Annotated in this window: 6 protein-coding genes; 3 read left to right on the top strand and 3 right to left on the bottom strand. The window is 70.4% G+C overall.

The window, feature by feature from the left end:
- Window positions 1–58 precede the first annotated feature (58 nt).
- Window positions 59–1570, bottom strand: coding sequence for a PLP-dependent aminotransferase family protein (locus VFF46_RS21440; protein WP_325038957.1), 1512 nt, complete (start codon window positions 1568–1570; stop codon window positions 59–61).
- Between the two features lie 28 nt (window positions 1571–1598).
- Between VFF46_RS21440 and VFF46_RS21445 the strand changes: the two genes are divergently transcribed.
- The 3 genes from VFF46_RS21445 to VFF46_RS21455 are packed head-to-tail and all read left to right on the top strand — an operon-like array spanning window position 1599 to window position 4047.
- A complete protein-coding gene (locus VFF46_RS21445) occupies window positions 1599–2399 on the top strand; it encodes a methyltransferase (protein ID WP_325038958.1) in 801 nt (266 codons plus the stop codon).
- A complete protein-coding gene (locus VFF46_RS21450) occupies window positions 2396–2536 on the top strand; it encodes a hypothetical protein (protein ID WP_325038959.1) in 141 nt (46 codons plus the stop codon). The genes VFF46_RS21445 and VFF46_RS21450 overlap by 4 nt, the downstream gene beginning before the upstream one ends.
- 20 nt (window positions 2537–2556) lie before the next feature.
- Window positions 2557–4047, top strand: coding sequence for a CYTH and CHAD domain-containing protein (locus tag VFF46_RS21455; protein WP_325038960.1), 1491 nt, complete (start codon window positions 2557–2559; stop codon window positions 4045–4047).
- A gap of 58 nt (window positions 4048–4105) precedes the next feature.
- On the opposite strand, the gene VFF46_RS21460 is transcribed toward VFF46_RS21455, so the two are convergent.
- Both VFF46_RS21460 and VFF46_RS21465 read right to left on the bottom strand, forming a co-directional pair.
- Entirely contained in the window at window positions 4106–5734 is a 1629-nt protein-coding gene (locus VFF46_RS21460) for a cation acetate symporter (protein WP_325038962.1), read from the bottom strand.
- 11 nt (window positions 5735–5745) lie between these two features.
- Window positions 5746–6057: DUF485 domain-containing protein (locus VFF46_RS21465; protein WP_325038961.1), on the bottom strand; the 312-nt coding region annotated here is incomplete at its 5' end.

The following is a 6057-nucleotide window of genomic DNA, read 5'->3' on the forward strand; positions in this document are numbered from 1 at the left end:
GTGCTACCGGTCGGGGTGGTGACTGCCTTCCTCGGTGCGCCGTACCTGCTGTTCCTGATCACCCGGAGGACTTGACCTTCGCGATCGTGGCGATTGCTTCGGTGATCTCGGTCGGGGTACGGGCGGCGTACCCAAGGACCAGGCCGGGCGCGTGCGGGAGTTGGCAGTGCCAGGACAGCGGGTGGCACTTCACGCCCGCATCCAGGGCAGCCGCGGCGAGCGCTATGTCGTCCGCCTCGTCGAAGGTGATGGTCAGGTGCAGCCCGGCGGCGGCGCCGTGGATGGTTGCCGTCGGCAAGTTTGTGCGGATCGCGGCGACCATCGCGTCCCGGCGGGTGCGGTGCCGGCGGCGGAGCAGCCGGAGCTGGCGTTCGAGTTCGCCGGACTCCATCAGCTCCGCGAGGGTGAGCTGCGGGAGCGCCGCGTTGCCGAGGTCGGCCAGGCGCTTGCGGGCGATCACCTCGTGCTTGTACTGCGGGGGCGCGAGCATCCAGCCGATCCGCAGCGCGGGCGCGAGCAGCTTGGAGACGCTGCCGACGTAGAACACCTGGTCGGGGAGCATCGCGCGCAACGCCGGTACGGGCGGCCGGTCGTACCGGTGCTCGGCGTCGTAGTCGTCCTCGATGATCAGGCCGCCGTCGGTGGCCCACTGGACGAGTTCGCGGCGCCGTTCACCGTCGAGGACCACCCCGGTCGGGAAGTGGTGCGCCGGTGTCGCCATCACCACCGCGGCCTCGGACTTCCGCAGTACGTCGACCTGGAGCCCGCGCTCGTCGACCGGGATCGGCGGGGTCCGCATCCCCCAGTGCTGCAGGTGCTGCCGGGAGCCGAGCGAGCCGGGATCCTCCACGGCGATCTCCTCGAGGCCGTGCCGTTCGAGGACCTGCGCCATGATCCCGAGGGCCTGCGCGACCCCGGCGACGATGATCAGGTCCTCCGGGTCGGCCACGATCCCGCGGTACCGCGCCAGCCACCCCGCCACCGCGCGCCGGAGCGCCGGCGTCCCGGCCGGATCGCCGTACCCGAACTCCGCCGCCCCCAGCCCGCTCAGCACCGCCCGCTCCGCCCGCAACCACGCCGCCCGCGGGAACGCCGCCAAGTCCGGCACCCCCGGCGTCAGGTCCACCCGGGCCGGGGCCGATCGCAGGGTGTCGAAGATCTCCGGGTCGTCGGCGGGACGACAGGAGGTGTCCGCGGATTCGGCCCGTTCGCCGGGCGCGCCAGGCGGGCGGGCTCGTGTACGTAGACGTCTACGTCCTGTCGAGCGGTCGACGATCGGCGCCGCGACCACGACGGTGCCGCCGCGCCCGCGGCCCGCGACCTGCCCGTCCTCGGTGAGGCGCTGGTAGGACTCGGTGACGACGCCCCGGGAGATGCCCAGGTCGGTGGCCAGGGTGCGGGTCGCGGGGAGGCGGGTGCCGACCGCGAGCCGGCCGCCGGCGATGGCGGACCGCAGGCGTTCGGTGAGCCAGTCGGCCAGACCGCCCGGTGGCGCCTCGGACGGATCGAGCTGGAGGAAGTCCGACCCGCCTTTGGACCGGCCACTTCGTGCCGGATTGGACCTGTTCACAGGACCATTGTGGCGCGACCGTGGAGTTATGGGAACCGACTACGTCCACGGCTATACCCCGGCGGAGACCCGCCGGCTCACCGACCAGGCCGGTACGCTCGCCGACCTGCTGCACGGCGGTACGAGGTACCCGGCCGGCAGCCGGGTCCTCGAGGCCGGCTGCGGCGTCGGCGCGCAGACCGTCCAGCTCGTCACCCGCAGCCCGGGCATCGACCTGGTCGCGATCGACATCTCCGAGGCGTCGCTCGCGCAGGCGAAGGCCCGCGTCGCCGAGCATGCGCCGTACGCACGGGTCGACTGGCGGCACGCGGACCTGCGCGACCTGCCGGACGAGAAGTTCGACCACGTCTCCGTCTGCTTCGTCCTCGAACACCTCGCCGACCCCGTCGGCGCCCTCGCCCGGCTCCGCGGCCTCCTCACCCCGGGCGGCACCATCACCGTGATCGAGGGCGACCACGGGTCCGCGTTCTTCCACCCGCGCAGCGCCCGCGCCCAGGCTGTCGTCGGCTGCCTCGTCGACCTGCAGGCCGCGGCCGGCGGCGACTCGCTGATCGGCCGCCGGTTGCAGCCGCTGCTCGAGCAGGCCGGGTACGCCGATGTCGAGGTCGGGCCGCGGACCGTGTACGCCGACCAGAACCTCCCGCACCTCGTCGACGGGTTCACCCGGAAGACGTTCGTCGCGATGGTCGAGTCGGTCCGCGAACGCGCGCTCGCCGCCGGGCTGCTGACCGCGACCGAGTGGTCCGCGGGCATCCGCGACCTGGAGAGGTCAGCCGCACCCGGCGGCACCTTCCACTACACGTTCTTCAAGGGAGTGGGACGAAGATGATCGCCTTCCTGATCCTGATCGCCGCGATCTGCCGGGCCTTGAACCGGAACCAGCGCCGACAGCTCCGGCCCACCGTCGGCGGTGTCACAGATCGCGATCTGCAACGATTGGTGGACGATCTGCGGGCCAGTTCATGAACGCCTGGTAAACAAGGGGTATGGCCCCGACTGAGCAGCTGGAGATCGAGACGAAGTACGACGTCGGCGACGACGCGATCGTGCCGGCGCTGCACGAGCTGCCCGGCGTCGCGAGCGTCGCGCAGCCGGTCGAGCTCGACCTGGAGGCGGTGTACTACGACACCGCCGGCCTCGAGCTGGCCGCCCGCAAGATCACGCTGCGCCGACGAACCGGTGGCGAGGACGACGGCTGGCACGTGAAGCTCCCCGGGGCGAGCGGCCGGCTGGAGGTCCGGTACCCGTTGGGGCGTTCGGTCCGCGGCGTTCCGATCGCGGTCGTGCGGACGGTCCGGGTCCATGTTCGGGACCACCCACTGGAGCCGGTGGTGACGCTGGCGACCCGGCGGGTGGTGCACCGGCTGCTCGACGCGGACGGGGCGGTGCTCGCGGAGCTGGCCGACGACCACGTCACCGCGACGGTCGCGGGCGGTGAGCCGGAGAGCTGGCGCGAGTGGGAGGTCGAGCTGGTCGACGGCGACCACCTGCTGCTCGAGGACGCCGGCGAGCTGCTCACGTCCGCGGGTGCCCGCCCGGCGAGTGGTCCGAGCAAGCTGGCGAGGGCGCTCGGCGATCGCGTCCCGGCGTACCGCGAATGGTCCTTGCCGAAGAAGCCGCGGACGTCGGACCTGTTCCGGGCGTACGCCGGCGCGCAGGTTCGGGCGATCCAGGAGCGGGACCCCGAGGTACGGCGGGATCTGCCGGACTCGATCCACAAGTTCCGGGTCGCGACGCGGCGGCTGCGGTCGGCGCTGGCGACGTACCGGCCGGTGATCGACCGCGCGGCTGGTGACGAGCTCCGCGCCGAGCTGAAGTGGCTGGCGGGCGAGTTCGGGGCGGCGCGGGACGCGGAGGTGCAGCGCGAACACTTCGCGGCCGAGGTCGCCGAGCAGCCCACCGAGCTGGTGATGGGCCGGGTCGCCGGCCGGATCGACGACCACCTGCGCGGGGTGTACCGCGAAGGCCGCGCCGGTGCGCTGGCCGCGCTGGAGAGCCCGCGATACTTCCGGCTGCTCGACGCGCTCGACGACCTGCTCGCGAAACCGCCGGTGACCGGCGACGACCGCAAGGCCAAGAACCAGATCCGTGACCTGCTGTCCCACGACTACAAGCGGATGCGGAAGGCGGTCCGCCGCTCGCAGAACGCCGAGACGGTCGCGGAGCAGGACCACGAGCTCCACGAGGTACGAAAGGCCGCCAAGCGCCTGCGCTACGCCGCCGAGTCCGCCGTACCCGTCCTCGGCGACGAAGCCGGCCAACTGGCCGACCGCGCCGAACAGGTCCAGGAGATCCTCGGCGAACACCAGGACTCGGTCGTCTCCCGCCAGCTCCTGCACGCCCTGGCCCTCCAGGTCTTCGCCGAAGGCGGCAACCCGTTCACCTACGGCCGCCTACACGCCGCCGAAGAAGCCCGCGGCAACACCTCCCGAGAATCCTTCTACGAACTCTGGCCGTCCCTCACCTTCACCATCTGACCGTTAGTGCTGTCAGGCAGGCTCGCGTCGGTTCAGCAGGGCCTGCCTGACAGGTCTTCTAGTGCGACACCGCCTTCTCGGCGCCGGCGCCGGTGAGGGAGCGGACCTCCATTTCGGCGAACTTGTCGACGTCCACCTGTTCCTTACTGGTCACGGTGCCCAGCCAGCCGAGCAGGAATGCCAGCGGGATCGAGATGATGCCCGGGTTGTCCAGCGGGAACCAGTGGAAGTCGATCCCGATGTCGGTGATCATCGACAGGCTGGCGCCGGTCTTCTTGTCGACCTTGCCGGAGACGACCGGGCTGAACACGATCAGGATGATCGTCGACGCCAGACCGCCGTAGATGCTCCACAGCGCGCCGCGGGTGTTGAACCGGCGCCAGAACAGCGAGTACAGGATCGTCGGCAGGTTCGCACTGGCCGCGACCGCGAACGCGAGCGCCACCAGGAACGCGATGTTCTGACCGTTCGCGAAGATGCCGCCGATGATCGCGACGATGCCGATCACGACCGCGGTCAGCCGTGCCACCCGGACCTCGCCGTCGCCGCTGATCTGGCCCTTCTTGATGATCTGGCCGTAGATGTCGTGCGCGAACGACGTACTCGCGGTGATCGTCAGCCCGGCCACCACCGCGAGGATCGTGGCGAACGCGACCGCGGAGATGATCCCGAGCAGCACCTCGCCGCCGAGTTCGTAGGCGAGCAGCGGGGCGGCCGAGTTCGCCTTGCCGGGAGCCGCCTTGATCCGGTCCGGTCCGACGATCGCGGCAGCGCCGTACCCGAGGACCAGCGTGAACAGGTAGAAGATGCCGATGATCCAGATTGCCCAGCTGACACTGCGCCGGGCCTCCTTCGAGTCCGGCACGGTGTAGAACCGCATCAGCACGTGCGGCAGGCCCGCGGTACCGAGGACCAGCGCGAGCGCGAGCGAGAGGAAGTCCAGCTTGGTGACCCCGGTGAGGCCGTACTGCAGGCCCGGGTTCAGCAGCTTCTCGCCGGCCGCCGGGCTCTTGTCGACCGCGGCACCGAGCAGCCCGGACAGGTTGAAGGAGTACTTCGCCAGCACCCAGAGCGTCATGATCCCGGCGCCGATGACCAGCAGGACGGCCTTGACGATCTGCACCCAGGTGGTGCCCTTCATGCCGCCGACCAGGACGTACACGATCATCAGGATGCCGACCACCGCGATCACGATGCTCTGCCCGGTGCGCCCGGACACCCCGAGCAGGAGCGCGACCAGACCCCCGGCGCCGGCCATCTGCGCCAGCAGGTAGAAGAAGCAGACGCCGAGGGTCGAGATCGCGGCGGCCATCCGGACCGGCCGCTGCTTGAGGCGGAACGACAGTACGTCGGCCATCGTGAACCGGCCGGTGTTCCGCAGCAGTTCGGCGACCAGCAGCAGAGCCACCAGCCAGGCGACCAGGAAGCCGATCGAGTACAGGAAGCCGTCGTACCCGTTCAGCGCGATCGCGCCGGCGATGCCGAGGAACGACGCCGCGGACAGGTAGTCGCCGGAGATCGCGATGCCGTTCTGCGGACCAGTGAAGTTCCGGCCGCCGGCGTAGAAGTCCGCCGCGGTCTTGTTGTTCCGCGAGGCCCGGAACACGATCGCCAGCGTGGCCAGCACGAACAGCCCGAAGATCAGGATGTTCACGGTCGGGTTGCCTACCGTTGCCAGCGGCAACATCAACGGGGCGGTCACTGCGGGGCTCCTTCGATCTGGTGACGCAGCTTCTCGGCGTCCGGGTCGATCCGGCGGTCCGCCCAGCGGACGTAGATCATCGTGATCGCGAACGTGGACACGAACTGGCCGAGGCCGAACAGCAGCGCGACGGTGATGTTGCTGCCGCCGATCCGGTGCGACATGAAGCCGTGCGCGTAGTCGGCGAGCAGGACGTAGACGAAGTACCAGACCAGGAACAGCGCGGTCATCGGGAACACGAAACGCCGGAACCGGCGACGCAGCTCGGAGAAGTCCGGTGACACCTGGACATCCCGGTACGTCGTCAG

The organism is Kribbella sp. (assembly GCF_035655035.1).
GTDB lineage: Bacteria > Actinomycetota > Actinomycetes > Propionibacteriales > Kribbellaceae > Kribbella.

Coding starts and splice junctions, on each gene's coding strand:
- VFF46_RS21445 (WP_325038958.1), top strand. CDS start 1,599: ATGGGAACCGACTACGTCCACGGCTATACCCCGGCGGAGACCCGCCGG.
- VFF46_RS21450 (WP_325038959.1), top strand. CDS start 2,396: ATGATCGCCTTCCTGATCCTGATCGCCGCGATCTGCCGGGCCTTGAAC.
- VFF46_RS21455 (WP_325038960.1), top strand. CDS start 2,557: ATGGCCCCGACTGAGCAGCTGGAGATCGAGACGAAGTACGACGTCGGC.
- VFF46_RS21460 (WP_325038962.1), bottom strand. CDS start 5,734: ATGTTGCCGCTGGCAACGGTAGGCAACCCGACCGTGAACATCCTGATC.